The sequence below is a fragment of the Halorubrum kocurii JCM 14978 genome, from assembly GCF_000337355.1.
GTDB lineage: Archaea > Halobacteriota > Halobacteria > Halobacteriales > Haloferacaceae > Halorubrum > Halorubrum kocurii.
Map to the genome: position 1 here is coordinate 1 of NZ_AOJH01000079.1, position 23,616 is coordinate 23,616.

Annotated in this window: 19 protein-coding genes; 12 read left to right on the top strand and 7 right to left on the bottom strand. The window is 71.4% G+C overall.

The annotated features are described in order from the left end of the window. Positions 1 to 486: 486 nt before the first annotated feature. Together C468_RS12330 and C468_RS12335 are read right to left on the bottom strand one after the other, a co-directional pair. Positions 487 to 1,017, bottom strand: a complete 531-nt coding sequence (locus C468_RS12330) for a PUA domain-containing protein (RefSeq protein ID WP_008849229.1) — start codon at positions 1,015 to 1,017, stop codon at positions 487 to 489. Positions 1,018 to 1,087: 70 nt separating this feature from the next. Next, entirely contained in the window at positions 1,088 to 4,852 is a 3,765-nt protein-coding gene (locus C468_RS12335; protein WP_008849230.1) for a tetratricopeptide repeat protein, read from the bottom strand. 117 nt (positions 4,853 to 4,969) lie between these two features. On the opposite strand from C468_RS12335, the gene C468_RS12340 reads away from it, so the two are divergent. Further along, entirely contained in the window at positions 4,970 to 6,433 is a 1,464-nt protein-coding gene (locus C468_RS12340; RefSeq protein ID WP_008849231.1) for an aldehyde dehydrogenase family protein, read from the top strand. Between the two features lie 46 nt (positions 6,434 to 6,479). Here C468_RS12340 and C468_RS12345 read toward each other — a convergent pair whose 3' ends face one another. Further along, a complete protein-coding gene (locus C468_RS12345; RefSeq protein ID WP_008849232.1) occupies positions 6,480 to 7,436 on the bottom strand; it encodes an HD domain-containing protein in 957 nt (318 codons plus the stop codon). 320 nt (positions 7,437 to 7,756) lie between these two features. Here C468_RS12345 and dapA point away from each other — a divergent pair, with 320 nt between their 5' ends. From dapA to C468_RS12375, 6 genes are read left to right on the top strand one after another with little or no spacing between them, the layout of a single operon-like run. Beyond that, entirely contained in the window at positions 7,757 to 8,755 is a 999-nt protein-coding gene (gene dapA / locus C468_RS12350) for a 4-hydroxy-tetrahydrodipicolinate synthase (protein WP_008849233.1), read from the top strand. Continuing rightward, positions 8,752 to 9,546: a 4-hydroxy-tetrahydrodipicolinate reductase gene (gene dapB, locus C468_RS12355; RefSeq protein ID WP_008849234.1), complete on the top strand. Its 795-nt coding sequence runs from the start codon at positions 8,752 to 8,754 to the stop codon at positions 9,544 to 9,546. The genes dapA and dapB overlap by 4 nt, the downstream gene beginning before the upstream one ends. A gap of 53 nt (positions 9,547 to 9,599) precedes the next feature. Next, entirely contained in the window at positions 9,600 to 10,439 is an 840-nt protein-coding gene (locus C468_RS12360) for a 2,3,4,5-tetrahydropyridine-2,6-dicarboxylate N-succinyltransferase (RefSeq protein ID WP_008849235.1), read from the top strand. Continuing rightward, the gene (gene lysA / locus C468_RS12365) at positions 10,436 to 11,830 is read left to right on the top strand and encodes a diaminopimelate decarboxylase (protein ID WP_008849236.1); all 1,395 of its coding nucleotides are present in this window, start codon (positions 10,436 to 10,438) and stop codon (positions 11,828 to 11,830) included. The genes C468_RS12360 and lysA overlap by 4 nt, the downstream gene beginning before the upstream one ends. Then, complete coding sequence (gene dapF, locus C468_RS12370; RefSeq protein ID WP_008849237.1) at positions 11,827 to 12,756, top strand: diaminopimelate epimerase; 930 nt, start codon at positions 11,827 to 11,829, stop codon at positions 12,754 to 12,756. The genes lysA and dapF overlap by 4 nt, the downstream gene beginning before the upstream one ends. Beyond that, a complete protein-coding gene (locus C468_RS12375; RefSeq protein WP_008849238.1) occupies positions 12,753 to 13,964 on the top strand; it encodes a M20/M25/M40 family metallo-hydrolase in 1,212 nt (403 codons plus the stop codon). Before dapF ends, C468_RS12375 begins: the two co-directional genes overlap by 4 nt. A 17-nt stretch (positions 13,965 to 13,981) precedes the next feature. Here C468_RS12375 and C468_RS12380 read toward each other — a convergent pair whose 3' ends face one another. Beyond that, on the bottom strand, positions 13,982 to 14,479 hold the full coding sequence (locus tag C468_RS12380; protein ID WP_008849239.1) for a LabA-like NYN domain-containing protein: 498 nt from the start codon (positions 14,477 to 14,479) through the stop codon (positions 13,982 to 13,984). A 111-nt stretch (positions 14,480 to 14,590) separates the two neighbouring features. Here C468_RS12380 and C468_RS12385 point away from each other — a divergent pair, with 111 nt between their 5' ends. From C468_RS12385 to C468_RS12405, 5 genes are read left to right on the top strand one after another with little or no spacing between them, the layout of a single operon-like run. Continuing rightward, complete coding sequence (locus C468_RS12385; protein WP_008849240.1) at positions 14,591 to 16,519, top strand: ABC transporter substrate-binding protein; 1,929 nt, start codon at positions 14,591 to 14,593, stop codon at positions 16,517 to 16,519. A 39-nt stretch (positions 16,520 to 16,558) separates the two neighbouring features. Continuing rightward, positions 16,559 to 17,533, top strand: a complete 975-nt coding sequence (locus C468_RS12390; RefSeq protein ID WP_049912213.1) for an ABC transporter permease — start codon at positions 16,559 to 16,561, stop codon at positions 17,531 to 17,533. 15 nt (positions 17,534 to 17,548) lie between these two features. After that, on the top strand, positions 17,549 to 18,733 hold the full coding sequence (locus tag C468_RS12395; RefSeq protein ID WP_008849242.1) for an ABC transporter permease: 1,185 nt from the start codon (positions 17,549 to 17,551) through the stop codon (positions 18,731 to 18,733). Beyond that, positions 18,733 to 19,773 carry an ABC transporter ATP-binding protein gene (locus C468_RS12400; RefSeq protein WP_008849243.1) on the top strand — a complete coding sequence of 347 codons (1,041 nt, stop codon included), beginning with the start codon at positions 18,733 to 18,735 and terminating at the stop codon, positions 19,771 to 19,773. The genes C468_RS12395 and C468_RS12400 overlap by 1 nt, the downstream gene beginning before the upstream one ends. Next, positions 19,766 to 21,103: an ABC transporter ATP-binding protein gene (locus tag C468_RS12405; RefSeq protein ID WP_008849244.1), complete on the top strand. Its 1,338-nt coding sequence runs from the start codon at positions 19,766 to 19,768 to the stop codon at positions 21,101 to 21,103. The genes C468_RS12400 and C468_RS12405 overlap by 8 nt, the downstream gene beginning before the upstream one ends. 12 nt (positions 21,104 to 21,115) lie before the next feature. On the opposite strand, the gene C468_RS12410 is transcribed toward C468_RS12405, so the two are convergent. From C468_RS12410 to dnaJ, 3 genes are all read right to left on the bottom strand, one after another. Next, on the bottom strand, positions 21,116 to 21,865 hold the full coding sequence (locus tag C468_RS12410) for an AMP-binding protein (RefSeq protein ID WP_008849245.1): 750 nt from the start codon (positions 21,863 to 21,865) through the stop codon (positions 21,116 to 21,118). Positions 21,866 to 21,966: 101 nt separating this feature from the next. After that, entirely contained in the window at positions 21,967 to 22,287 is a 321-nt protein-coding gene (locus C468_RS12415) for a cupin domain-containing protein (protein ID WP_008849246.1), read from the bottom strand. Between the two features lie 79 nt (positions 22,288 to 22,366). Continuing rightward, a complete protein-coding gene (gene dnaJ / locus C468_RS12420) occupies positions 22,367 to 23,536 on the bottom strand; it encodes a molecular chaperone DnaJ (protein ID WP_008849247.1) in 1,170 nt (389 codons plus the stop codon). Positions 23,537 to 23,616: the final 80 nt, after the last annotated feature.

The following is a 23,616-nucleotide window of genomic DNA, read 5'->3' on the forward strand; positions in this document are numbered from 1 at the left end:
TCGATCGCTTATAAATGGGTGGCGTTGACACCGGGGTGACGGCCGCCAAAGCCCCAGCCGATCGCTTATAAATGGTTGATCGTAGATCGACGGTGAACACCTCCAAAGCCTCAGCCGCTCGGTTATCAATCGTTGATCGCAGATCGACGGTGAAAGCCTCCAAAGCCCCAGCCGCGAGGACTCGATGCGCTCGCTGCGGTCCTCAGTCGGTCGCTAGCGCTCCCTCCCTGCGGTCCTAGCGTCGCCCGTCTTCGACCTCGCGGCTGCCCCTTTGAGTCCCACCCGCACAGCACCGCCCCGCACCTCACGCCTCCCCAGCCTCGCGCGTGCTCTCGCCGGCGGCTTCGCCGCCGGCTGTCAGAGGGACCTTCGGTCCATNCCGCGTCCCTCGCGCGGCGCTCCTCCCGGCCGCCAAGGGCGGCCGCTCGGAGGCGCGCGCCACCGCACACGAGCCCTAAAAATCGTCTTAAAAACGATGAGTGCGCGCTACTCGTCGGTGTCGTCGCCCTCCTCCCCGTCGCTCCCCGCGCCGTTCCGCACCTTCACGGCGACGCCGCTCGCGAAGTGCTCGGCCTCGGATCCGGAGAGCTCGGCCCGCCCGACCGCGAACAGCGCGTCGTCCTCGTCGACGACGAGCACCTCGTCGCCGGGGCGGATTCCGGCGTCGGCCGCGGTCACGAACTTCGCGAACGCGTTGCGCCCCTCGCGGACGAACGGCTCGCTCTCCTCCCCGACGATCATCCGGTGACGCGGGGCCGCGAACGCCTCGCGGATCCGGGTCCCGCCGGCGATTCCGAGGGTGAACCGACCGTCCGTGCCGTACGAGACGAGCCGGTCGCCCTCCGGGCTGCCGGGGTCGTCGTCCACGTCGCCGACGATCACCTGTCGAGGGCGGCCGCCGCTCGACCGCCTGAGGGTCAGCGTCTCGTCCGAGGGGAACAGCGCGTCGCCCGCGCCCGCACCGAACTGGTAGTCGGCGCCGGTCCGCAGGTCCGCGAGGGCCGCTGCGTCGCTCATACCTCGGGTATCCCGGCCACCCGCAAAGCGGTTGCGACACGCGGCGCCGTCCGCCCGGACCGAGGCCGACTCAGTCGCCCTCGCTCCCGCACTCGCTCTCGCCCGCCGCGGGGTCGGCGGTGAGCCCGTCCGCGTCGACACGCCACCGGTCTGCGAGGTCGCGGTACGCCGCCGGGTCGGTCGGCGAGCCCTCGAGCACCGAGCCGAGCGCCTCCTCGTCGAGTTCGCCGGGCTCCGGGTGAGACGCGAGCAGCGCCGCCAACGCCTCGGCCGCGGGGACGACCGCGCGCACGCACTCGATCCGACGGCCGAACTCGAGCGCCGCGGTCAGCCGGTCGACCGCCGTCTCCGCGTCCCCGCGCTCGACCGCGACCCGTCCGCGGTCGGCGAGCGCGCGCGCCTCGACGGCTGTGAACCCGCCCGCACGGGCCCGCTCCACCCCGGAGTCGAGCGCGGCCGCGGCGCGGTCGAGGTCGCCGCGTTCGAGCGCGAGGACGCCGCGGTTCCGGTCCGCCGTCGCCGCCCGCCGCCGACTGGCGTGCTCGTCGAGCAGCGACTCGGTCCGGTCGATCCACCGCTCGGCGGCGTCGAGGTCGCCCCGCTGGAGTTCGACCTCGGCGAGGGTCTCGGCGACCATCGCCCGCCTGGAGTCGGCGTCGAGGTCCTCGAACGTCGCCAGCGCGTCGCGGAGACACCGCTCCGCGCGGTCGAGGTCGCCGGCGAGCTGCGCCGCCGACCCCAGGTGGCTCACCGCGAACGCGCGGTACAGGCCGGAACCGATCCGGTCCGCGATGGCCCGGGCCTCCCGCGCGCGGGTCGCCGCCTCGTCGACCTCGCCGCGCTGCTCGGCGATCGCACCGAGGTTCAACAGGACGACCGCCTCGCGGTGCTCGTCGCCGACGGTCCGGTAGCCGTCGAGCGCGCGCTGCGCCTCGCGTTTCGCGGCCGTCAGCTCGCCGCGTCGGAACCGGGCGACCGCGAGGTTAGTCCGGACGTTCGCCTCGCCGTGGGTGTCGTCGTACGCCCCGAACAACCCGCCGGCGATCCGGTAGTGATCGATGACCGCGTCGGTGCCGTCGAGCGCGTCGAGCGCGTTTCCGATGTCCATGAGGCTCTTCGCGACCCCGATCGGGTCGCCGACGGCCGCGGCGAGCGCGTACGCCCGGGAGCCCGCCTCGTACGCGGCCTCGTAGTCGCCCGCGAAGTGGGCGGCCTGCGCTCTCCCCCGGACCGCGGCGGCGAGCCCGCGCCGGTCGCCGGCCGCGGAGAACAGCGCCGCGGCGCGGTCGTAGCGCTCCCTCGCGGCGTCGTACTCCCCGCGTCGACGCGCCACGTCGCCGTACCCGCGCTGGCGTTCGGCCTCGCCGGCCTCCTCCGTCGGGCGCCACGCGTCGAGCGCGTCGGTCGCGCCGTCGAGGTCGCCGGCGTCGACGTACATGCGGACCACCCACTCCGGCGGTCGGCCTCGGAGGTCGGACGGACAGGCGTCGGGGAGGTCGATCCACGAGTAACGGACCCGTCCGTACAGCTCCGCGAGCCGCGGGTAGCGTCGGCCGACGCCGTAGACGGCCCGCACTGCGCCGGCCGCCCACGCCTCGGGGTCGCGCTCGACCCGGTCCATCGCCGGCGCGTCGCCGCCCAGGGCGCGTCGGATCCGCGACCGCCGAGCGGGGTCGTCCGCCAGCTCGAGCACCCGCGTCGCCGCCCGTCCGACCCGTCTGGCGACGACGGGCTCCGGCTCCCGTTCGAGGAGGCGCTCGAAGAACAGCACCGACCACTCCCGGTGGACCGTCCGCCCCGGGTCGGTCGGCGTCGGGACGAGGACGGTGCCCGACAGCCGGTCGAGCGCCCGCCGCACCGCCTCCGGCTCCGTCTCGCCGTCGACGAGCGCGTGCGCGAGCTCCCGAACGTCGTCGACGCCGGCCACGTTGAGCAGGTTCACCAGCACCGCGACGTCCGCGGTCGGCGGCGGCCGGTCGGTCAGGTCGCGGACCGCCCGCGAGACGGAGGCCTCAAGCCCCGTCTCGTCGGTCTCTTCCGGCTCTTTTCCCCGTTCTCCGCCGGCTAGGGGGTCGCCGCCGGCCGGGGAGTCGCCGCCGGCCGGGGAGTCGCCGCCGGCCGGGGAGTCGCCGTCCAGCAGGCCGCCGGCCCGCACGAGGCGGTGAACGAGACACAGCAGCTCCCCGGGGCGGTCGCCGTCAGGCCGCCGCACCGCGTCGAGGAGCGCGCCCGGGTCGGCGACGGGCGAGGCGCCGGTGCAGTCCGCGACGTGGGCCGCGAGCCGCTCGGCCTCGCGCTCGTCGAGCCGCGGCATCCGCCGCGACTCGATCCGCCCTCGGTACTCGAGGTCGCTCGGATCGAGGGGGAGCGAATCGGGGTCGTCGTACCGCTCCTCGCGCGCGTCGAAGAGGAACGAGACGTCGTCCCGGTCGGCGAGTTCGCGGGCGACCCCGACCGCGTCGGCCGCGTCGTCGTCGACGACGTCCTCGACGACGACGAGCACGTGCCCCTCGGCGGCGACCGCGCGCTCGCGGAGCCGGTCGGTCGCCGAGAACGGCTCCCCCTCGTCGCCGGCGCGGTACAGCACCGATCCGCGCCCCGACCGATGCCACCGCACGCCGACGAGCCGGCAGACCGTGCTCTTCCCGCTGCCGGCCGGGCCGACCAGCGCGTGGTCGTCGCCCCTCGCGAGCCCCTCGATCAGCCCGTCGGCGACCGACCGCCGCGAGCCGTCGCGGACCGCGGTCCGGTCGAGCGCGAATCCAGCGTCGACCTCCGCGAGCGACGGCGTCGCGCGGAGCGGCCCCGTCGGGTCGGCGTCGCGGTCGAGCAGCGCGTCGTCGAGCGCGACGAACCCCTGCGCGGAGAGCGAGTCCGGGGGCGCGCCGCCGGCCCGCGGCGGTGCGCCGAAGGCGTCGAACCCGCGCGCATCGGCGTCGAACCCGCCCGCGTCGGCGTCGGCCCCGCGGTGGGCGCCGTTGCCGCTGCGCTCGCCGGAACCGCCGGCGGACCCCGCGCCTCCGACGGCTCCGGTCTCCCCGTCGCGCGCGGTTCGCGCCTCCCGGATCGCCGCGAGCTCGTCGGTTACGTCGCGGCCCGATTCGCGGAGGGCGCGAACGCGGTCGCGCGCCCACGCCACCGCCTCGGGATCCGCCGACTCGACCACGGCGTGAACCCCGCCGTCCGTGTCGAACACGACGAGGAGCGCGGTCTCGTCGGCGACGAGGCAGCCGACGTCGACGCCCTCGGCGACCGACACCGCGGCGCGGTCGCCGGCCGCCAGCGCCCCGAGCGTGTCGGCGTAGCGCTCGCGCCCGTGTCGGTACGTGCTGTCGGTCACCGCGAGGTCGACGCGCTCGCCGGCGTCGGCCGCGCGTCGGAACCGGTCGAGCAGGCGGGGATACGGGAGTGCTGGGAGCGCCGCGGCGACGCCGTCCGCCCTCGCGAGCGCCGCGTCGATCCGCTCTAATGGCCGGTACGGGTCGGGCGCCGCGGCCCGGTAGGTGTCGGCGTCTCGCAGCGTGGCCGGGGAGAGCGCGACCTCGGGGCCGAGCGGTGCGAGCGCGTCGCTCGCGGCGTCGACGTCGGCGGCGACGGTCAGGAACCGCCGGTAGCTCTGCGCCAGCAGGCGACCGGAGAGCGTCGTCCGGTAGCCGTCGGTCTCGCCGGCGACGAGCCCGGCGGCCTCCAGCTCGTCGATGGCCCGGTTGACCGTCGAGCGCGAGTGACCCAGCTCGTCCACCAGCTCGTGTTTTCGGAGCGCCCCCTCGGAGAGACGTTCGAGGAAGTCCAACCGGCGCTCGACCACCTCGACGAGTGCTGACCGCGCCTCCATTCGTCAGCTACGAGTCGGCCTACCCGAATAACTGTTTCCTCGGTCACACGTTCCCTCACGGGGTGACACAGTGCGTCACCGGATGAGAATATGTGGTTGGGCGAGCGAGGTCCGCGTATGGACGGGGGAGCGATCACCGACCCGGAGGGCGGTGACAGGGTGTCGACGACCGTCGCGAACGCCCGCGCCGCGGGGGCGCGGCTCGCCGAGCGCGACGACGCCGCGGCGGACCGGATCGCCGAGGCGGTCGGCGAGCGGCTGAGCGACCCGCAGGCGATCAGCCGGCTGGCGCTGGCGGCCGCGAACGAGACCGGGAGGGGCCATCCGGGGGCGAAGAGCGAGAAGATCGCGGCAGCCGTCGAGGGGGCGCGGGCGCACGTCCGCGAGACGCCCACCGCGGGCGTGGTCGAGCGAGACGAGCCGCGGGGTAGGCTCACCGTCGCCCGGCCGGTCGGCGTCGTCGGCGCCGCGGTCCCCGCGACGCACCCGGTGGTCGTCTCCGCCGCGGTGTCGCTGTACGCGCTGGCCGGACGGAACGCCGTCGTCCTCGCGCCGTCCCCGTCGACGGTCGAGACCTGCGACATGGTCGTCGAGACGCTACGGGGGGCGCTCGCGGCCGCGGACGCGCCCGTAGACGCCGTCTCGATGCTCCCCGCCCCGCCCTCGAAGCCCGGCACCGACTCGCTGTTCGAGCGGGTGGACGTCGCCGTCGCGTCCGGCTCCGCGTCGACCGTCACCGCCGGCCAGCGGTGCGGGACGCCGAACGCGTGTGCCGGCGCAGACGGACTCGTCGCTGTCTCCGACGGCTCGGCGTCGCCCTCGGCGGTGGCGACCCGCGTGGCGGTCGGCGCGACCTACGACTTCGGCGCTCACCCCGCGGCCGACGCGGCCGTGGTGAGGTCGGCGGAGACCGCTGAGCCGCTGACCGCCGCCCTCGAAGCCGAGGGCGGCTACGTTCTCGACGCCGACGAGCGCGACCGCCTCCGGGGGCTACTGGCGGGCGGTTCGGCGTCACACCGGGCGACCGACGCGGATCGAGACGCGAGGACGGCCTCTCCGGTCGGCAACTCGCCGCGGTGGTTCGCATCGGTGCTCGACCTGCCCCCCGCCGCGGACGCCGCGGCCTTCCTGATCGTCGACGGCGGGGACCTGCGCGACGGCGGAGAGCCGGACGGAGGCGAGGACGCCGGGAACGACCCACTCGCCTCGCTCCCGGGGATTCCGGCGGTCACGGTCCACGCCCGCGAGGGGTTTGACGCCGCGCTGCGGCTGGCGGCCGATCTGGGCGGCCCCCACGCGGCCGCGGTCCACACGACGCGGCAGGCGCGCGTCGCGCGGGCCGCGGAGCGGCTCGCGGCCGGTCGGCTCGTGGTCAACCAGCCGGGGACCGCGGCGGTGGGGTCGACGCGGAACGGGCTCCCGTTCGCGCCGCTCCTCGGAGGCGGAGCGCGCGAGGGGAGCCAACTCGACGGCGGGCTGACCGCGACCGACCTGATCGAGACGACGAGCGTCTCGGTGACGACCGTCGCCGACCGCCATCCGAACCGGGGCGGAGCGGGGGAGACGCTCCGGGGGCCGTAACCCCTCGGTCCCTCTCACGGCCGCCCGTCAGCCCCGCGGAACGGTCCTACAGCTCGATCCGGTCGACGATCGATCCGTTGCCGTCGCCGTCGCGGTGCGTGTTGATCGCGACCGTCCGGATCTGGTCTTCAAGCAGCGACCCGTCGATCTTCGCTTTGAGCAGCGAGTCGACCTGGAACACGCCGGCCGCGTTGTTCATTCGGATCACGACCTGCGCCGGGGTCTCGTCGCCCTCGCGCAGCGAGACGCGCTCGATCGCCTGCGACGAGACGGTGTTGATGCCGCGGCCGCCCTCCTCGTAGGGGACCCGCGAGCGCCCGCGCTCCATGTCGAGGCCGTCGGCGATCCGGACCACGCCGGCCTCGCGGGTCAGCGGCTCCTCTTCGGTGTGGTGACAGAGGATCGCGTGGAGCACCTCGGCCTTGACTCGGACCCGCTCGGGAACCCCGTAAAACGAGGGGAGGAAGTCGTCGAGGAAGTCGGCCGCGAGCGGGATCGAGTAGTACGGGTGGTCGTGGCGGTGGACGACGTGGCCGATGTCGTGGAGGGTGGCGGCGAGCGCGATGATCACCGACTCGTCGGCCTCGTCGAGCCCCTGTTGGCTGGCGCCGTTGAACTCGACGCCGCCGGCCTTCAGCAGGTCGTACAGCCGGAGCGCCCGGTCCCGCACGATCTCGACGTGTTTCGCGCCGTGGTCGTTGTACCCCTTCCGGTCGACCGGGTTGACGTTCTGCGCCTCCAGGTACGCCGTGATCTCCGGGTCCGACGCGATCCGGTCGAGCATCTCGTTGAGCCGACCGTCGGGGAACGCGTGTTCCCGGTCGGGGTAGTACTCGTGGCGGTCGGCGTCGGGAGCGGCGTCGATGTCGGCCTCCGGGTTGGCGTCGACGTCGGGATCGGGGTCGCTCTCGGAGGGGTCTGAGTCGCTCTCGGAGGGGTCTGAGTCGCTCTCGGAGGGGTCCGGGTCGCTCTTGGTAGTGTCCTCACCCGCGGGGTCACTCATAAGATCGATGGGAACGCGACGAGTGCTTAAAAGCATGTTCGTGAGCGGCCGTGCGGAGGCGATCGACCGCTGCGAGCCACCGACCGGACCGGCAGTTTCGACCCGAGGCACAACCTATAAGCGAACCAAAGGCGCATACCGTGGTGTGACCCGACCCGCGTCAGAACGCGGCTCGCCGACGCCGACAGCGACGCGGCTCTTCTCGAAGAAACGCGCGTGAACCGTCCACCGGCGGGAGTGGCGACCCCGTCTCGGACGACCCCCGACTCCCGACCCACGCGCACCGACCTGCTGACCGACCCGAACTCACCGCAGCATCCATGACGGACACCACTACCACGACACCCTACGCGACCCGAGACGAGACGGACCGACAGACGACGGCCGAGCCCTTCGAAGGCGTCTACCCGGCGATGACGACTCCGTTCACGGACGACGACGAGGTCGACCACGACCAGCTCGCGGCCAACGCCCGGTACCTCGAACGGGCCGGGGTCGACGGGGTCGTCCCGGTCGGCTCCACCGGCGAGTCGGCCACGATGACGCACGACGAGCACGTCGACGTGATCGAGACCGTCCGCGACGCGGTCGAGGACGTGCCGGTGATCGCCGGTACCGGCTCGAACAACACCGCCGAGGCGCTCTCGCTGTCCGAACGCGCCGCCGACGCGGGCGCCGACGGGCTCCTCCTCATCTCCCCGTACTACAACAAGCCCGAGCCCGCCGGCTTCCTCGAGCACTACCGGACGATCGCCGACGCCGTCGACCTCCCGCAGATCGTCTACAACGTTCCGAGCCGGACGGGTCAGTCGATCCCGGTCGACGTGAGCGTCGAGCTCGCCGAACACCCGAACATCCAGGGGTACAAGGCCGCGTCCGGCGACCTGAACCTCATCAGCGAGGTGATCGAACGCACCCGCGACGAGGAGTTCGCGGTGCTGTCGGGCGACGACGGACTCACGCTCCCCGTGCTCTCGATCGGCGGGACCGGCACCATCAGCGTCGTCGCCAACGTCGAGCCGGAGCGCTCCTGCGCGATGGTCGGCGCCGCGCTGTCGGGCGACTACGACCGCGCGCGGGCGCTCCACCACGAACTGGCGCCGCTCGTCCGCGAGCTGTTCGCCGAGACGAACCCGATCCCGGTGAAGGAGGCGATGCACGTCCGCGGCCGGGGCGGGCCGCGCGTTCGCCCGCCGCTCAGCCGGCTCTCCGAGGACCGGCGCGAGTCGCTCCGCGCCCTCCTGACCGAGTACGAGCGCGGCGACCCGGGGAGCGTCGACCCGGAGACTGTCGAGTCAGCAACCGGAGGCGCCGAATGAGCGGCGACGACGCCGACCGCCGGCTCGCCGTCACCGGCGCCGGCGGTCGGATGGGACGAGAGGTGATCGAGGCGGCCGCCGACCGCGAAGGCGTCGCCGTCGCCGTCGCGGTGAACCGCACCCCGACCGACCCCGTGGCGGGCGTCGCGGTCGAGGACGCCGACCGCCTCGGCGAGCTGCTCGCGGCCGCGGAGCCGGACGCGCTCGTCGACTTCACCGGCCCGGGCTCGGCGGTCGCGTACGCCGAGGCCTGCGCCGACGCCGGCGTGCCGATGGTCACGGGGACGACCGGGTTCGCGGACGCGCAGCTCGACAACCTCCGGGCCGCGGGCGAGTCCGTGCCCGTGCTCAAGGCGTCCAACTTCGCTCGCGGCGTCGCCGCGCTCCGACGCGCGGTCCGTGAGGCCGCCGCCGCGCTCCCCGGCTACGACGTGGAGCTGACGGAGACGCACCACAACGCCAAGCGGGACGCCCCCTCGGGCACCGCGAAGTCGATCCTCGACGACGTGAAGTCGGTCCGCGACGACCTCGACGAGCGGGTCCACGGTCGGGAGGGCGACGCGCCGCGCGAGACCGGAGAGATCGGCGTCCACGCCCGGCGCGCGGGCGACGTGACGGGCGAGCACGAGGTGCTGTTCGCGGGGAACCGCGAGTCGATCGAGCTCACCCACCGCGCCGGCGACCGCGGGGTGTTCGCCGAGGGCGCGCTCGACGCAGCCGACTGGCTCGCCGACCGCGAGCCCGGCTGGTACGGGTTCGGCGACGTGCTGGACGCGGACGCAGATAATTGACACGCATACACACATCGACGAATAAACACCGACACTCATCCATACACCATTCAATGACGCTCGAAGCCGACGTTTCCGATCTGTGGGACCGCTACCAAGAGGGCCTGACCGCCGCCGACGCGACCGACGAGGACGCCGCCGTCGTCGAGGAGTTCCTCGCCGCGCTGGAGGCCGGTGAGGTCCGCGCCGCCGAGAAGACCGGCGACGACGTGACCACGTGGGAGGCCAACGAGTGGGTCAAGCGGGGCATCCTGCTGAACTTCGGCCTGCGCGAGACCGAGGCGCGCGAGTACGGCGGCGTGACCTACCACGACGTGCTCCCGCTGCGCGACACCGAGGACCTCGGCGAGCGCGGCACCCGGAACACGCCGGACGGCACGGCGATCCGTCGGGGCGCGTACCTCGGCAGCGACTGCATCATGATGAGCCCCTCGTTCGTCAACATGGGGGCGTACGTCGGCGACGGCACCCTCGTCGACTCCTGCGACACGGTCGGCTCCTGCGCGCAGCTCGGCGAGAACGTCAAGCTCGGCGCCAACACGCTGATCGGCGGCGTCCTCGAACCGGTCGAGGACGCGCCGGTGATCGTCGAGGACGGCGTCTCGCTCGGCGCGGGCTGTCGCGTCACGAGCGGCTTCCGCGTCGGCGAGAACAGTATCGTCGGCGAGAACACCCTGCTCACTCCCCGCATCCCCGTCTACGACCTCGTCGAGGAGGAGGTCATCTACGGCCACCTCCCGGCCGAGCGCCGGGCGTTCACCCGCATGGTCGAGTCGTCGGTCGGCGACCACGACCTGTTCGAGGGCGGCGCGTACAAGCCCGCGGTCGTCGCGACCCACGTCGAGGAGGAGACGCTGGAGGCGACGCGACGGGAAGACGCGCTCCGCGAATGAACGAGGGCGACGAGCGCGACGCGGCCGTGGAACCGCCCGCCGAGCCCACCGAGGGCAACCCGTCGGTCCGGCGCGTGAGCGACTGGGACGCCGAGCGCCTCGCCGACCTCGCGGCCGAGCACGGCACGCCCCTCTACGTGCAAGACCTCGACCGCGTCCGCGAGAACTGCGAGCGCCTGCGCGACGCCTTCCCCGACGCCGACGTGCGATACGCGGTGAAAGCCCACACCGGTCGGGCCGTGCTTGAGGCGGTCCGCGAGTCGGAGCTGGACGCCGAGTGCGCCTCGGCGGGCGAGGTCGACCGCGCGCTCGCGGCCGGCTTCGGCGGCGAGCGACTCCACTACACCGCGGTCAACCCGCCCGCCCGCGACCTTGACTACGTCGCCGGCGTCGCGGAGGCGGAGCCGGATCTGACCGTGACGGTCGGCGCCGTCGACACCCTCGACCGGCTGGCCAAGCGCGGCTACGACGGTCGGGTCTGCGTCCGGGTGAACCCCGGCGTCGGCGCGGGCCACCACGAGAAGGTCCGGACCGGCGGCGCGGCCAAGTTCGGGGTCCCGTACGACCGCGCCGCCGACGCGGCACGCCGAGCCGCAGAGCGGTTCGACGTCGTCGGTGTCCACGCCCACGCCGGCTCCGGCATCGACCCCGAGCAGCTGGACAGCCACCGCGAGCTGGTGGCGCGGATGGGCGAGCTGGCGCGGGAGCTGGTCGACCCGAGCGACGCCAATACCGCCCCCCTCGACCTCGAGTACGTCGACGTCGGCGGCGGCTTCGGCGTCCCGTATGAGGAAGACGAGCCCCCGCTCGATCTCCCGGCCGTCGCCGAGGCGACGCGGGAGGCGGTCGCGCCTCTCCCTTCGGGCGTTGACCTTGCGATCGAGCCCGGCCGGTACGTGGTCGCCGACGCGGGCGCCCTCTTGACGCGCGTGAACACGGTGAAGCCGACGCCGGACGAGCGCGTTGTCGGCGTTGACGCCGGCATGACGGACCTGCTGCGCCCGGCGATGTACGACGCGTACCACCCGATCCGGAACCTCGGGGGCGGACGGAACGCCGACGGGAGCGACGCGTCTGCTCCCGACGACCGGTCGGCAACCCCTGTCACGGTCGCCGGACCTATCTGTGAGACCGGCGATACGCTCTGTAGGAACCGAGCGCTCGCCGACCCGACCCGCGGGGACCTCCTCGCGGTCGGGGTCGCGGGCGCGTACGGATACGAAATGGCGAGCCAATACAACTCACGACCGCGACCGGCGGAGGTCGCGCTCGACGACGGGACAGCGGCGGTCGTCCGACGCCGGGAGACGCTCGGCGACCTGACGGCGGTCGAGCGGGAACCGAACCGAGACCGACACGACCGGACCGACCGAACGGAGGCGGGCCGATGAGCGCTCACGCCGTCCCGTTCGAGAAGTACCACGGCACGGGCAACGACTTCCTCGTCGTCGACGCGGCCGCCGAGGGCGTCGGCGACCGGGCGGCGTTCGCGCGCGCCCACTGCGACCGCGAGACGGGCGTCGCCGGGGCGGAGTCCGGTGCCGAGGGAACCGGGGACTCCACCGGTCGACGCGGCGCCGACGGCGTTCTCTTCTTAAGCGTCGAAGACCGCTTCGACCCGACCCGCGTCGTGATGACGCTGGTCCAGCCGGACGGGTCCACGGCGACCATGTGTGGCAACGGCGCCCGCGTCGTCGCCCGGTGGGCCCACGACCGGACGGGCGACCGCGAGTTCATGATCGACACCCAGGCGGGGACCCGGCGCGCCTCCGTGAACGCGGACGCGACCGCGGCCACCATCGAGATGGGCGAGCCGACGTTCGACCCCCGATGGGTCCCGGTCGACCGCGACGAGCCGCTGATCGACGAGCCGGTCGCCGGACTGACCGTCACCGCCGTCAACACCGGGGTCCCGCATGCGGTCGCGTTCGTCGACGGCGGCCGCGACGACCCCGACGGGATCGACGTGGTCGACCTCGACTCGGTCGCGCCGCCGGTCCGCCACGCCGACGTCTTCCCCGACGGCGCGAACGTGAACCTCGCGAGCGTCGTCGACGACGGGAGCGGCGACGGCCCCGCCGTCATCGACCAGCGCACCTTCGAGCGCGGCGTCGAGGGCGAGACCCGTTCCTGCGGTACCGGCGCGGTCGCGGTCGTCGCAGCCGCGCGGCGGCTCGGCCTGATCGACGGGGAGTCCGCGGTCAGCCGCCCCCCGGGCGGCGAACTGGAGATCGCGGTGCCGGACCGCGGCCACGCGACCCTGACCGGTCCCGTCGCCCGCGAGTACGAGGGGATGCTCCCCGCCGACCCGCGATGAGCGAGGCGGCGTTCGACCCGGTCTCGTTTTTGGAGCGGGCGGTCCGGACCCCTTCCCACGAGTCGGTCGACGAGACCCGCGAGCTCGTCGTCGAGGCGCTCGAGCGGTTCGGGGTCGAGTGCGAGGTCGTCGCCGGCGGCTGCGTGCTCGCCGAGAAGCGGTCGGACACGCCCGACGACGGGCCGCACCTCGTGTTGAACACCCACCTCGACACGGTGACGCCACACGTCCCGCTCGAGCGCGGCGAGGCGCGGGCGGACGAGCGGCCCGACTGCTCCTCCGACGACGCCCCCGAAGCCGTGATCCGCGGCCGCGGTGCCTGCGACGCGAAGGGGCCGCTCGCCGCGCTGCTGTCGGGCTTCCTCGCCGCCGATCCACAGCGGGGGCGGCTCACGCTCGCGCTCACCCCGGACGAGGAGTCGCTGTCGCTCGGCGCGGCGGCGCTGACCGGGCGGTCGCCCGGGACCGAGGACCGGCTCGACGGCGACCTCTATCTGGTCGGCGAGCCGACCGGCCTCGACGCCTGCACCGCCGCGAAGGGGCGGTTTCAGGGGACGGTCGAGCTGTCGGGGACCGCCGCCCACGCCGCGGAGTTTGCGGGGGCGAACGCTGTCGCGGCCGCCGAGGGCGCGCTCGCGGCCATCCGGACCTTCGACGCGGACGCCGGCGACCACCCCCAGCTCGGCCCGCCGAAGCTCACGCCGACCGTCATCGAAGGCGGCGGCGCGACGAACCAGGTGCCCGCGGACTGCGCGATCACCGTCGACAGGCGGAGCGTCCCGCCGGAGACGGCGGAGGGGTTCCGGTCCTCGCTCGCGGACGCTGTCCGGGGGTCGACGCCCGACGGCGTCGGCGTCGACGTCGCGCTGACGGACCGCGAGTCGCCCTTCTTCGAGGCGTTCTCGACGGACCCGGACCACGAGCTGGTGGCGACGGTCGCGAGCGCGGCTCGGAGCGCCGCCGAGTCGGTCGGCCTTCCGGCGGACCGCGGCGGCGCGGCCCGCCCCTTCGGCGCAGCGACGGAGGCGTCGTACTTCGCGCCGGCCCCGACGGTCGTGTTCGGTCCCGGGGACCTCGCGGACGAGGCCGGCGCGGTGGCGCACGCCGAGCGGGAGTACGTCCGGGTCCGAGAGGTAGCGGCGGCGGCCGAGGCCGTCGAAGGGTCGATTTCGGCGCTGCTCGGGGACGCGGGCGAGAGGGAGAGCTGACCGATCCCCGGCGACATTTATAAGAGGAACGTCTCCTTCTCCTCCGTGAGATCGACGAAATCGTCGGCGGCCTCGATCAGCTCGTCGGCGGCGGAGTTGCCGAACCCCATCGCCTCGACGCGGACGCCCTCGTGGCGGAGATGCGAGCAGAGCCGGGCGAAGTCGCCGTCGCCGGTGCAGAGCACGACGGTGTCGACGTGGCTCGCGAGCGAGACGGCGTCGAGGCTCATCCCGAGGTCCCAGTCGGCCTTCTTCGACCCGTCGGCGAACGTCTTGATCTCCTTGATCTTCGTCTCGAAGCCGATGTCGCGAAGCGCCTCGAAGAAGCTCTCCTCCTCGGGGGAGTCGGCGCGGATCACGTACGCGATCGCCCGAACGAGCGAGCGGTCGTCGACCGCCTCCTCCAGCAGTCCAGAATAGTCGATGTTCCGAGAGTACACGCTCTGTGCGGAGTGGTACAGGTTCTGCGAGTCGGCGAGCACCGCGACGCGCTGGTCGGGGTGGATTTCGGTCATACCCTTCGTTCGCCCCGGTGGGTTAGGGGTTTTGGGATCCGTTTTCCCCCGCGGCTTCGTGTATGTTCGTGTATCTGAAGTTTTTTGTATGTCCACTTGTAGCATGTTGGTATGTCACGTCGACACACTGACGAAACCGAAGGTGGCCGGCACATCGGTCGCCGACAATGGCTCTCCGCGCTCGGTATCGCCGGCGTCGCGACGCTGGCGGGCTGCTCCGAGCAGGGCGGTGACGGGGGCGACGGAAGCGACGGAAGCGACGGAAGCGACGGAACGGACGGCGGTGACGGAGACGACGGGGGCGACGGCGGAGACGGCGTCGAACTCGGCGACTTTCCGAAGTTCGGGGTTGACGACCTCTACGGCCCTGAGGTTGCCCGAAACCTGGCGCAACAGGCGTTCGAGCAGTCGGAGTACGAGTACGGCTTCGACGGCGACACGATGGTCAACCCGGACGGCGACCAGGTGGAGATCAACATCTACCACAGCGCCGGGCAGGAGACCTCACAGCTCACCGCAGAGTTCATCGCCCAGGAGCTCGGCGAGAACCTCGGCATCAACGTTGTCGTCGAGGCGATCGACGGCACTCGGTTCAACAACGAGTACTGGACCGGTGAGCCGCAGGGAGGGACCGACACGGTCAACGGCGAGGAGGTCGAGTGGGAGAGCCCGACGCCGCAGAACCCGGGTCCCCGCTCCGTCACGAGCAACGAGCCGTGGGACATGTCAGTCGTGTTCGGACTGAACACGTATCCGCTGAACCCGCTCACGAACGAGGTGTTCTTCGACGGCGCCAACCCGTTCTACAACCCGGTCGGCTACTACCCGCAGTTCGACGCGCAGGCACTGTTCGAGGAGGCCCGACAGGCGTCGAGCCGAGAGGAGCTGCAGCAGGCGTTCGTGGAGATCTTTGAGAACCTCGCCCGCGAGCAGCCCTACATCACGCTGCTGTTCAGCGACGACCTCGTCGGCTACAATCCCGACCTCGAAGGGCCGATCGAGAACTTCTCGAACGGCTGGGACCTGCCCGCGTGGCACTTCAACGACCCTTCCGTCTCCGGCTCGTACGACACCGTCACCTCGGCCGGGTTCACGACCCTGAACCCGCTGTACAACACCGAAAACGGTGCCGGGAACGCGATCGCCCGCGCGCTCGACCAGGGATACACGTTCGACGAGAACCAGGAGTACTTCCCGCTGCTGTACGACATGTCCACCGAGGACGGCGAGGTGTGGACCTTCGAGGTCCGCGAGAACCTCCAGTTCAGCGAGCCGTACGGACAGGTCACGGCGGAGGACTTCGTCTACCTGATTCAGGAGCTCCACCAGAGCGACTGGGCGAACACGGCGGCGTCCAGCAGCTGGGACGGCGTCGAGGTCGAACAGACCGGCGAGTTCGAGTTCGAGGCCACGCTGGAGTCGCCGAACCTCCTGTGGCCCCAGACGTACGACCCGCTCCTGTACCCGATCCCGCGCGGTCTGGTCGAACCGTACGTCGAGGAGGAGGACGTCGAAGGGCTCGAACAGAACGAGGAGCTGCTCGAGCTCCAGTTCACCGGCAACCTCGGCCCCTTCACGCTCGACGAGTGGAACCGCGGCTCCGGCACGGAGTACACCCGCAACGACGAGTACTACCTGCGCGACATCGACGAGGGACCGGACCTGTTCTCTGAGGGGCCGCTGTTCGAGGAGGCCAAGATCAGCGTCGTCGAAGAGCAGGCGTCCCGGCTCGGCGCCCTGGAGACCGGAGAGGCCGACTCCGCGGCGATTCCGCCGGAGCAGTACGAGTCGTACGACGAAGACGAGAACGTAACTGTCCGGCAGGTGCCTACCCCGTACAACACGATCATCTCCGTGAACCAGCGCGAGAACGGCTGGAACGCCGGCCCGGGGAACCTGTTCCAGCTCGTTCCCTTCCGACAGGCGCTGGCGTCGGCGATCAGCAAAGACAGCCTCATCGAAGGCGTCTACCGCGGACTGGCGGAGCCGCACTTCACCTGGCAGCCCCGCTGGTCTGAGTTCTACCCGGGCGAGGAATAGCGCCTCCCGTCGCCGCTTTCACATTATCACACACACCACATGGGATTTGGAAGGTACGTTACCGCTCGCGTCCTCTGGGCCGGAGTGGTATCGCTCATCATCACGACGATCACGTTCCTGCTCGTCTCCGCCGCGCCCAATCCGTCGGTCCAAGAGGCGGCGACGCAGGCCGCACTACAGGGCGGTGACCCGGCCGAGGCCGCCGAGCGCGCGCGCGAGCTTCGCGGGCTCGATCAGCCCCTCTACGTCCGCTACATGGACTTCATCGAGAGCGTCTACACGTTCGACTGGGGCTGGTCTCGCAGCCGGAGCCAGCCGGTGACCGAAGCGCTCGGGCAGGGGCTCTACTACACCGCGCAGTACTCCGTGCCGTGGACGGTCCTGACGGTCCTGATCGGTCCGCTGGTCGGCGTCTACTCCGCGGCGAACATGTACTCCTGGAAGGACCACGCCGCGACCGGGTTCGCCTTCTTCGGGTACGCCATCCCGAACTTCTTCTTCGGGATCATCCTGCTCCTGATCTTCGGCGTCTGGCTGGAGGTCATTCCGGTCGTGTACAACACCGACGTCGCGGTGTTCAGCGTACAGAACGCCGTGCAGCTGTCGATCCCGGTGTTCGTCCTAGTCACCGGATCGATCGGTGCGGTCATGCGCGTCTCGCGCAACGAGTCGGCGGAGTTCCAGAACGCCGAGTTCATGAAGACGGCGAAGGCCAAGGGGGTCTCGCCGCTGCGCGCGTACGCGTATCACGTGATGCGGCCGACGCTCGTGCCGCTGTCGACGACCCTCGTCGGACAGCTGCTGGCGCTGTTCCTCGGGTCGTCGCTGCTCGTGGAAGTCGTGTTCGGCATCCCCGGGATCGGCCGGGTGACGTACAACGCGCTGATCGCACAGGACACGAACCTGCTGTTGGGCTCGACGCTGGCGTTCACGTTCATCGCCGTCATCGGGAACCTCTTGGAGGACCTCGTGTTCACGGTGCTCGATCCGCGGATCAGCTACGACGACAGATAACTCGAGGACACAGACATGGCTACACAGAAACCGGAACGATTCGATCAGGTCGACTGGACGGAGATATCGCGGTCGCGGTGGTTCGACCTGTCGATCAACAGCATCGGCATGCTCGCCGCCGCGCTTCCCCTCCTGATTGTCGCGCTGTACGACTGGCAGGTCCTCGACGAGCGGACGCCGACCCTCGAGCCCGTCGGCCCAGCGTGGGACGTCGGGACCGTCGATTACCTGTTCATCTTCACCCTGCTGCTGTTCGCGTTCTACATCGTGCTCCCGCTGTTCCAGAACCCGCGGCGGACGAAGTACTACTGGCGGGAGTTCAAGCGCAACCGCCCTGCGGTCGTGAGCCTCGGCTGGCTCGCGGTCGTGTTCGTCGGCGGCATCTTCGGGCCGTTCTTCATCAGCGCGCCCGAACAGAGCATCCTCACCGGCTACCAGCCCCCCGTCTTCCTCTCGGTCGAGCAGTCGTACGTCTCCACGTGCGTCGGCGAGGTCGTCAACAACCAGTGTCAGGGGACGTGGCAACACCCCCTCGGCACGACGGCCGGCGGGAAAGACGTGTTCTCGGGGATCGTCCACGGGATGACGATCAGCATGCAGATCGGGTTCATCACGACGACGATCGTGGCGACGATCGGCATCACGTTCGGGACGGTCAGCGCGTACGCCGGCGGCTGGGCTGACGAGCTGATGATGCGGTTCGTCGACATCGTGCTCTCGTTCCCGACGCTCCTGATGTTCCTGCTCATCCTGTACATCTACGGGGCCGGACTCGGGATGTTCATCGTCGTCTTCGCCGCGTTCGCGTGGGGCGGCACCGCCCGATACGTCCGCAGCAAGTCGCTGTCGATCTCCGAGGAGGAGTTCATCAAGGCGAACCGAATCAGCGGCGCGAGCACCTACCGCGTCGTGAGACGCCACGTCGTGCCGAACGCGGCCAGCAGCATCATCACGCAGCTCACGCTGCTCATTCCGGGGTTCCTGCTCGCAGAGGCGCAGCTCGCCTTCCTCGGACTCGGCGACTCCACGATCCCCTCGTGGGGACAGCTCATCTCGGCCGGCCGCAGCGACCTCTCGTTCGCGCCGTGGATCGTCTTGGCGCCCGGTATCGTCCTGTTCTTGACCATCTTGGCGTTCAACTTCCTCGGCGACGCGCTCCTGGACGCCCTGAACCCCGAAGCGGAGGCGGAGAACGCATAATGGCCACCCCACTGCTCGAGGTCGAAGACCTCAAGACGACGTTTAGCACCGACAACGGAGATCTCACGGCCGTCGACGGGATCGACTTCGCCGTCGACGAGGGCGAGACGGTGTGTATCGTCGGGGAGTCGGGCTCCGGGAAGACGGTCGCGACCGAGTCGATCACGCGGATCGTCAAGGAGCCGCCCGGCCGCGTCGAGGGGACCGTCCGGTTCAAGGGCCGCGACCTGCTGTCGATGTCCGAGGAGGAGCTTCGGCAGATCCGCGGAAACGGGATCGCTCACATCTTCCAGAACCCGCAGGAGGCGATGAACCACTGTTACACCGTCGGGTGGCAGATCGCCGAGGCGCTCCAGATCCACCAGGACGTTCCGGACAAGAAGGCGCGGGCACGGGCGGTCGACCTGCTCGACCGGGTCGGCATCGCCAACGCGAGCACGCGCTTCGACGACTACCCGCACGAGTTTTCCGGCGGGCAGAAACAGCGCGTGATGATCGCGATGGCGCTCGTGAGCGACCCAGACCTGCTGATCGCCGACGAGCCGACGACCGCGCTCGACGTGACGGTGCAGGCGCAGATTCTCAAGCTGCTCGACGAGCTCCAAGACGAGTTCGACATGGGGATCCTCTTCGTGACCCACGACCTCGGGGTGGTCGCGCAGATCGCCGACCGGATCGTGGTGATGTACGCCGGGAAGGTGATGGAGCGCGGCGGCGTGCTCGACATCTTCGAGCACCCGGCGCACCCGTACACCCAACAGCTGCTGAACTGCGTCCCGGAGATCGGCGGGAACGAGGGTGGGATCCCCGGCACGCTGCCGAACCCGCACGACCCGCCGGACGGCTGTCGGTTCGCGCCGCGGTGCTCGTACGCAGAGCAGACCTGTCGGACCGGCGGACAGCCCGAGGAGCTCGACGTGAGCCCCGGTCAGCGGGTCTCTTGTATCCACTACCGAGACGGTCGGGACCCGTCTCTGCTCCGCGAGAACGCCCCCGGCGTCGAGTCGGGTTCGAACGGGGTGAGCTCGGCGGATGACTGACGAGCCGATCCTCTCGGTTCGAGACCTGAAGAAGCACTACCCGATCCGGAAGGGGATTTTCAACCGGCAGGTCGGCGCCGCGAAGGCCGTCGACGGGATCGGCTTCGACATCGCGCCCGGCGAGACCCTGGGGCTGGTCGGCGAGTCGGGCTGCGGGAAGTCGACCGCCGCGAGCTCCGTCATCCGGCTGGAGGAGCCGACCGCCGGGGAGGTCGTGTTCAACGGGAACGGCCGAGGCGGCGCGAGCCGCGACTCGGACGGCACCCACCCGAACGATGTGACCGAGTTCTCTGACGCGGAGCTCAAGCGGTTCCGCCGCGGGGCCCAGATGATCTTCCAGGACCCGGCGTCGAGTTTCGATCCGCGGATGACGGTCGGCAGCGCGGTCGCGGAGATGCTGGAGGTCCACGGGATGTCAGACCGCCACCGGCGGCGGGCGATCGTTGAGGACCTGCTCGAACGCGTCGGGCTCTCGGCGGAGGACTACGACCGGTACCCGCACGAGTTCTCGGGCGGGCAGAAACAGCGGATCGCGCTGGCCCGAGCGCTGGTGTTGAACCCGGATCTGATCATCGCCGACGAGCCCGTCTCGGCGCTCGACGTGTCGATCCAGGCGGAGATCCTCTCGCTCATCGACGATCTCCAGACGGATTTCGACCTCTCGTTGCTGTTCATCAGCCACGACATGTCGGTGATCCGCCGGATCTGCGACCGCGTCGCGGTGATGTACCTCGGCGAGATCGTCGAGGTCGGCCCGACCGACGAGGTGTTCGCCGACCCGCAACACCCCTACACCGAGGCGCTGCTGTCGTCGATCCCGACCCCGAATCCGCGGTCGACGGTCGGCGGGATCGAGCTCGCCGGGACGGTGCCGAGCCCGACGAATCCGCCGAGCGGGTGCCGGTTCCACACGCGGTGTCACCGCGTCATCCAGCCGGACGGGGTCGACGTCGACCAGTCCGACTGGCGCGGGATACTGAACTTCCGCGACCGCGTCGCGGCCGGCCAGGTAGACGTCGAGAGCATCCGAGAGAACATCGTCGTCGACGACGGACCCACGAGCGACGACCACGTCAGGGCACAGCTCCGAACCGAGTTCGACATCGACGAGCGGATCGGCGACCCCGAGATCGAAGGCACCCTTCAGGACGCGATCGACCGGCTCCTCGCCGGCGACGACGAGGCGGCGGCGGAGCTGCTCTCCGACCGGTTCACCACCCCGTGCGCGGAGACGGTCCCGGAGCGGACCGTCCACTCCCCGGACCACGAGTCGTCGTGTCTCCGCCACGAGTCGGAGCAAGCGACCGCACCGGGGGCGGCCGACGACTGACTCCCTGAGCCGTCACGCCCCGCCGAACGTCGGCAGCGTCGCCCGCTCCGGCTCCGGCGGCTCGGTCGTCCCGTCGTCGGCGACGACCGCCAAGTCGCCGCGGGGCTCGCCGCCGCCCCGCCCGGAGCCCTCGTCAGTCAACACGACCGTTCCCCCGACCGAGAGCGGCGCGACCACGCCGGCGGCCAGCGCCCGCGGGTCGGCGAGATCGCTCCGGAGGACGACCCGCGTCTCGTCGCCGATCCCGTGTCGCTCGACGGTCGAGGCGGCCGCCGCGAGGAGGGCTCGGTGGGTCACCTCGCCGTCGGCGGCGCGGACGACCGGGTCGTCGGGACCGACCCCGCTCGGCGGCATCCCCGGGTTCTCGCTCCACAGCTCCTGCTCCCAGTGGGTCGTCTCGGGGCGGTCCGGCGGGCCGCCGAAGGCGGCGAGGTTCGTGCCGGGCGCCGGTTCCGTCGTCGGCTCGTCCGCGACGGCGACGAGGACCACGCGGTCGCCGCGCTCGATCCCCGCCGCGGGGTCGAACCGGACCGGGGCGCCCAGCCCGGCGGCGCCTAAAAAGGCGAGCGTCGTGTGGAGCTTCGCGGTCGGCTCGACGGCGACGGTCGACCCCTCGCGGGCGCCGAGGTAGCGCAACACGTTGGCGGCCTTGTACGCGTTGGTGATCAGGTCTCGATACGTGCGCTCGCGGCCGTCGGCCGTGACGAGCGCGATGTCCCGGCTCCGCCGGTCCCGAGCGAGCAAGTAGCCGACGACGTCCATACGCGGGGCTCGGGGCGGACGAGACTTAAAAACGCGGAGGCGTTCCCGCCAGGCGCGAGCCGGGCCTCGGAGCGCCGGGTCGAACGTCGACCGCGGAGCGCTCAGGGCGCGCCGGCGATGACCATCTTCGACCCGTCCGCGGAGAACGCGAGGTCGCGCGTGGAGTCGGCGTCGACCCGGACGGCGTCGCCGGGACCGAGCTCGACGGCCTCGCCGTCGACGGTGAGCGTCGCCTCGCCGTGGAGCAGCACGTACACCTCTTCCTGAGCGTCCTCGGCGTGGTCGTGTTCCATCCCCTCCCAGCCGTCGTCGGCCTCGACGACCGTGACGCCGAGCTCCTCGCAGCCGAGCGCGTCGCGGAGGAAGTACATGCCGGGGGCGCGCGGTTCGACGTCGTCGTAGGCGGTCGCGTCGTAGCCCATACCCGAAGGAGGGCCCGGACCGCGGAAAAGGTACGGGTCGGCGAAGACGGAACCGACGCGGACGAGCTATCGGGTGAATTTAAAAGGAACTCTTGAGCTTCTCGAAGAACCCGCCGCCCACGTCGACGTCCTCGCCGCCGGCCTCGGCGAACGCCTCCAGCGCCTCGCGCTGCTCCTCGTTGAGCGACTCGGGGATCACGACGCCAACCTGGACGTAGAGGTCGCCGCGCCCGCGGCGGCGGAGTCGGGGCATCCCCTTCCCCTCCAGCCGGAACGTCTCGCCGCTCTGGGTGCCGGCCGGCACGTCCATCTCGACGCTGCCGTCGACCGTCTCGACCTCGATGGTGTCGCCGAAGACGGCCTGCGGGAAGGAGACGGCCTCGTTCACGCGGAGGTCGTCGCCGTCGCGCTCGTACCGGTCGCCGACCTCGACGTCGACCTCGATCAGCAGGTCGCCTTTCGGCCCGCCGTTCTCGCCGGGCGCACCCTCGCGCTCCATCCGGAGGCTCTGCCCCGAGCGGATCCCCGGCGGGATCTCGACCGAGAGCGTCGCCTCCTCGCGGACGACGCCGTCGCCGCCGCAGTCGGCGCAGTCCTCGCTGTACAGTTCGCCTTCGCCTTCACACCGGGGACACGTCGAGGTCTGCTGGACGCGGCCCAGCGGCGTCTGCTGGACCTGCTGGACCTGCCCGCGGCCGTTACACTGCGGACAGGTCTCCACGTCGGCGTCGGGCGGGTGCCCCGCGCCGCCGCAGGTGTCGCACTCGCTCGGCCGCGTGAGGGTGACCTCCTTGGTCGCACCCTTGAACGCCTCCTCCAAGTCGATCGTGAGCCCGGTGCGGAGGTCCTGTCCCTGACGGGGCCGGTTGCCGCCACCGCCGCCGCGACCGCCGCGGCCGCCGCCGCCACCGAAGAACTGGTTGAAGATGTCCTCGAACCCGCCGGCGCTGCCGGCGCCGCCGGCGCCGCCGAAGGGGCCGCCCGCGCCGCCGGGACCGCCCCCGCCGGTCGCGCCGCGCTTGTCGGCCTCAGTGAACCGGTCGTGGCCCAGCTGGTCGTACTGCTGGCGCTTCTGCTCGTCGGTGAGCACCTCCTTGGCCTTCTGGATCTTCTTGAACCGCTCCTCAGCGTCGTCGTCGTCGCTGACGTCCGGATGGTGTTCGGCGGCCTGCTTGCGGTACGCCTTCTTGATCTCTTCCTCGCTGGCGTCCCGCGAAACCCCGAGGACGTCGTAGAAGTTCTCGCTCATGCGTTACGTTCGTTGTTCGTTGGTGTGTCGTTCGTGGCTAAATCGTGTGAGACGGCGCGTCGGGAGGTCGGGGTCGGCGA

What these genes read in the sequence shown, in the direction of transcription:
- C468_RS12330 (WP_008849229.1), bottom strand. Translation starts at nt 1,017, where the DNA reads ATGAGCGACGCAGCGGCCCTCGCGGACCTGCGGACCGGCGCCGACTAC.
- C468_RS12335 (WP_008849230.1), bottom strand. Translation starts at nt 4,852, where the DNA reads ATGGAGGCGCGGTCAGCACTCGTCGAGGTGGTCGAGCGCCGGTTGGAC.
- C468_RS12340 (WP_008849231.1), top strand. Translation starts at nt 4,970, where the DNA reads ATGGACGGGGGAGCGATCACCGACCCGGAGGGCGGTGACAGGGTGTCG.
- C468_RS12345 (WP_008849232.1), bottom strand. Translation starts at nt 7,436, where the DNA reads ATGAGTGACCCCGCGGGTGAGGACACTACCAAGAGCGACCCGGACCCC.
- dapA (WP_008849233.1), top strand. Translation starts at nt 7,757, where the DNA reads ATGACGGACACCACTACCACGACACCCTACGCGACCCGAGACGAGACG.
- dapB (WP_008849234.1), top strand. Translation starts at nt 8,752, where the DNA reads ATGAGCGGCGACGACGCCGACCGCCGGCTCGCCGTCACCGGCGCCGGC.
- C468_RS12360 (WP_008849235.1), top strand. Translation starts at nt 9,600, where the DNA reads ATGACGCTCGAAGCCGACGTTTCCGATCTGTGGGACCGCTACCAAGAG.
- lysA (WP_008849236.1), top strand. Translation starts at nt 10,436, where the DNA reads ATGAACGAGGGCGACGAGCGCGACGCGGCCGTGGAACCGCCCGCCGAG.
- dapF (WP_008849237.1), top strand. Translation starts at nt 11,827, where the DNA reads ATGAGCGCTCACGCCGTCCCGTTCGAGAAGTACCACGGCACGGGCAAC.
- C468_RS12375 (WP_008849238.1), top strand. Translation starts at nt 12,753, where the DNA reads ATGAGCGAGGCGGCGTTCGACCCGGTCTCGTTTTTGGAGCGGGCGGTC.
- C468_RS12380 (WP_008849239.1), bottom strand. Translation starts at nt 14,479, where the DNA reads ATGACCGAAATCCACCCCGACCAGCGCGTCGCGGTGCTCGCCGACTCG.
- C468_RS12385 (WP_008849240.1), top strand. Translation starts at nt 14,591, where the DNA reads ATGTCACGTCGACACACTGACGAAACCGAAGGTGGCCGGCACATCGGT.
- C468_RS12390 (WP_049912213.1), top strand. Translation starts at nt 16,559, where the DNA reads ATGGGATTTGGAAGGTACGTTACCGCTCGCGTCCTCTGGGCCGGAGTG.
- C468_RS12395 (WP_008849242.1), top strand. Translation starts at nt 17,549, where the DNA reads ATGGCTACACAGAAACCGGAACGATTCGATCAGGTCGACTGGACGGAG.
- C468_RS12400 (WP_008849243.1), top strand. Translation starts at nt 18,733, where the DNA reads ATGGCCACCCCACTGCTCGAGGTCGAAGACCTCAAGACGACGTTTAGC.
- C468_RS12405 (WP_008849244.1), top strand. Translation starts at nt 19,766, where the DNA reads ATGACTGACGAGCCGATCCTCTCGGTTCGAGACCTGAAGAAGCACTAC.
- C468_RS12410 (WP_008849245.1), bottom strand. Translation starts at nt 21,865, where the DNA reads ATGGACGTCGTCGGCTACTTGCTCGCTCGGGACCGGCGGAGCCGGGAC.
- C468_RS12415 (WP_008849246.1), bottom strand. Translation starts at nt 22,287, where the DNA reads ATGGGCTACGACGCGACCGCCTACGACGACGTCGAACCGCGCGCCCCC.
- dnaJ (WP_008849247.1), bottom strand. Translation starts at nt 23,536, where the DNA reads ATGAGCGAGAACTTCTACGACGTCCTCGGGGTTTCGCGGGACGCCAGC.